2 protein-coding genes are annotated in these 2674 nt (G+C 43.0%); both read left to right on the top strand.

The window, feature by feature from the left end; genetic code table 11:
- On the top strand, positions 1-694 hold a 694-nt coding region (locus tag OSCI_RS09345), incomplete at its 5' end, for a nitroreductase family protein (protein ID WP_052638531.1).
- Between the two features lie 128 nt (positions 695-822).
- Positions 823-2674 (top strand): hypothetical protein (locus OSCI_RS09340; protein ID WP_039961995.1); only part of this gene is annotated, 1852 nt, incomplete at its 3' end.

Here is a 2674-nt window from a genome sequence, read left to right as displayed (position 1 = left end):
ACCAATTACCAATTACCAATTACCTATGACAGTAGAAATGCAGCCTTCAATCAATGTAAAAATAGCTATTGAAGATCGGCGGGCCGCCCGTTCCTTCAGACCTGATACAATTACGCCCGCGATTTTAGAAGAAATCTTTCGATTGGGACTGCGATCGCCTTCCGGTTACAACTTGCAACCTTGGCGCTTCATCGTTTTGCGAGAGCAAGAGAGCAAAGAAAAGCTAAAGGCTTGCGCTTTTAATCAGCGTCAGATTGGAGAAGCACCAGTAGTTTTAATTTGCTGTGGCGATCGCAGTGTAAATCAACCAGAATACATCGAATCCGTCATTCAATTGGGCAAAGATGTGGGTGCTATGCCTGATGTTTTGGCAGATGTGATGCGACAAGCAATTCCTAATATGTTTGACTCACCCGCAAGCTTTAAGTCAGCAGAAACTTGGACTAACCGCCATACAATGTTAGCAGTTGCCCACTTGATGATTGCAGCTAAGAGCCTTGGAGTTGATAGTTGCCCGATGGAAGGTTTTGTGGCAGCTCAGGTAAAAGAAGCATTTCAAATTCCCGATGAGATAGATGTTTGTTGTCTCCTACCTCTGGGTTATGCCGCTGAACCTTTCAAAAAATACGGCGGGCGTTTTCCTACAGAACAGGTTTGTTTCGGAGAAAGCTATAAACAACCCTTTAAAATTTAGAGTTTAGGTTTTAGATGAAAGTTTGGGGACAGAATTTAAACATATTCGAGCCTAGCATAGAATCTAAATAATCCAAAATCTAGAAGCCAAAATCTCAATTGTGGTGGCCATCAAAGAGGAGCAAATTCATGAAAACAGCAACAGCAACCCGGCGGAATAATTTACAAATTCTAGAGGAAGATTTGCAGCGGCAATTGCAAGAAGTAGGGTTTCAAAATTTACCCCTGCAAATCAGTTGTAGTTTTGTGGAAGAAACTTTGATGGTGGTAGGGGAACACCCGCCTAGTTTAACTCTCAAGGCTTCACCAACTTTGGCAGCGATACAGTCAGCCGTTGTTACGCTCCAACCAAAAGCTATTCAACAAGTAGGAATTTGCCTAAAATTGCTGGGGCAAAAACACCCTTATGCTTTCCATTCTTTTAGCATGGAGCCGTCGTTTTTGTCAAAAGCTGCGGTTTCAAAATCAAGAGTGCCAACTAACAGTGCAATTGTTCCAGTTTCTCTGCGACGGGAGGACGAAACTACCGGGTTAGAAGGAAAAGAATATACAGCAACAGAAGATTTAGACAGCAGTCAAGAAGAATTTTCTGATATTTCTGCCAGCTCTAACTATCCTGAATCTATCATAATTCAGGCTGCGGAAATTTCAGAAAGCGATGGCAATCCCTTCGATGCTAACGATCTAGAACCCGTTACAAAAAAGAGCTTCCGTTTCTCACTGGTGGCGTTGATATGGGTGATAGGTGCGGGTACAGTGACAGCACTTTTGCTAAGTTTTGCTTATGCGTTAACTCGCCCTTGCGTAATTGGCAAGTGTACGGCATTTGCTGATGCTCAAAAGCTAAATCAGCAGTCGGTAAACACGCTGAAAGCTAAAAAGACGATTAATAGCGTGGAAGAAGCACAGGGGAAATTAAATCATGCGATCGCGAATCTAGAAGCTATTCCATTTTGGTCGCCCCGTTACAGCGAAGCGCAAAAGCAACTGCAAAATTATCGCGGACAAAAAAATAATTTAGACTCTGTAATCGCGGCTGTAGAGCGGGGAAAATCTGCATCTTTAAAATCTCAAAATCCGCCTCATTCTGCGGAGAATTGGATAGAAATCAAATCTCTCTGGGAAGAGGCGATTATCCCCCTCGCAAAAATCCCCAAGGATAGTCCTGTTTATCCTTTTTCTCAGAACAAATTGAAGGAATATAAAGGGAATTTAGCCGCAGCAAATAAGCGGTTACTAACAGAGGAACAAGGAGGTATAAAGCTTAATTCCGCCCAGAATACGGCTCGAATCACTGAAGCTCGTGAAGGGGTGGCTCAGTTACCTGAAAGCTGGCAAAAAGTTGAGAGTGGTTGGCAAACATCGGTGACTATGCTGGGTTCAATACCCAAGGATACGACAGCTTACGAGCAGGCTAAGGTACTGTTATCAAAGTATGAGACAAAGTTAGCAAAGGCACGCGATCGCAAAACCATAGAAGAAATTGCCGAAGATTCTTACACTCAGGCTGTCACCGCCGCCGCCCAAGCTCGAATTTTCGAGCAGCGAAAAGGGTGGTTTCAAGCCTCAGAGTACTGGCAGAATGCTTTAACTTACGCTCAAGAAGTACCAACAACAACTTCTTACTACGTGAAAGCACGCCCCCTCATTACTTCCTATAAAGCTTCTTTGCAGGAAGTTAAGGCTAAATTGCAAGTAGAAAGGGTGTTGTTAAAAGCTCGCAATGATTTAGATAAAGTGTGTAACGGTTCGCCAAAAGTTTGCGACTTTACTATTAGCGATAAATTGATTGCTGTACAAATGACACCTGGTTATGTACAGAAACTTCAGCAAACTTTTCTCAAGGCAGGAGATAAGGATGTAAAAACTCGCCAAGGTGTAGAAAAGCATCTGAAAACTCTACAAGTAGCGTTGGAAGCTATTAGCGATAATGCAGGAGTGCCGATGAAATTATATGACGCTGAGGGTAAGGGTATTGGAA

Source organism: Kamptonema sp. PCC 6506 (assembly GCF_000180455.1).
Taxonomy (GTDB): Bacteria; Cyanobacteriota; Cyanobacteriia; order Cyanobacteriales; family Microcoleaceae; genus Kamptonema; species Kamptonema formosum.
The sequence above is the reverse complement of the archived record's forward strand: the minus strand, read 5'-3'. Positions and strand labels throughout refer to the sequence as shown.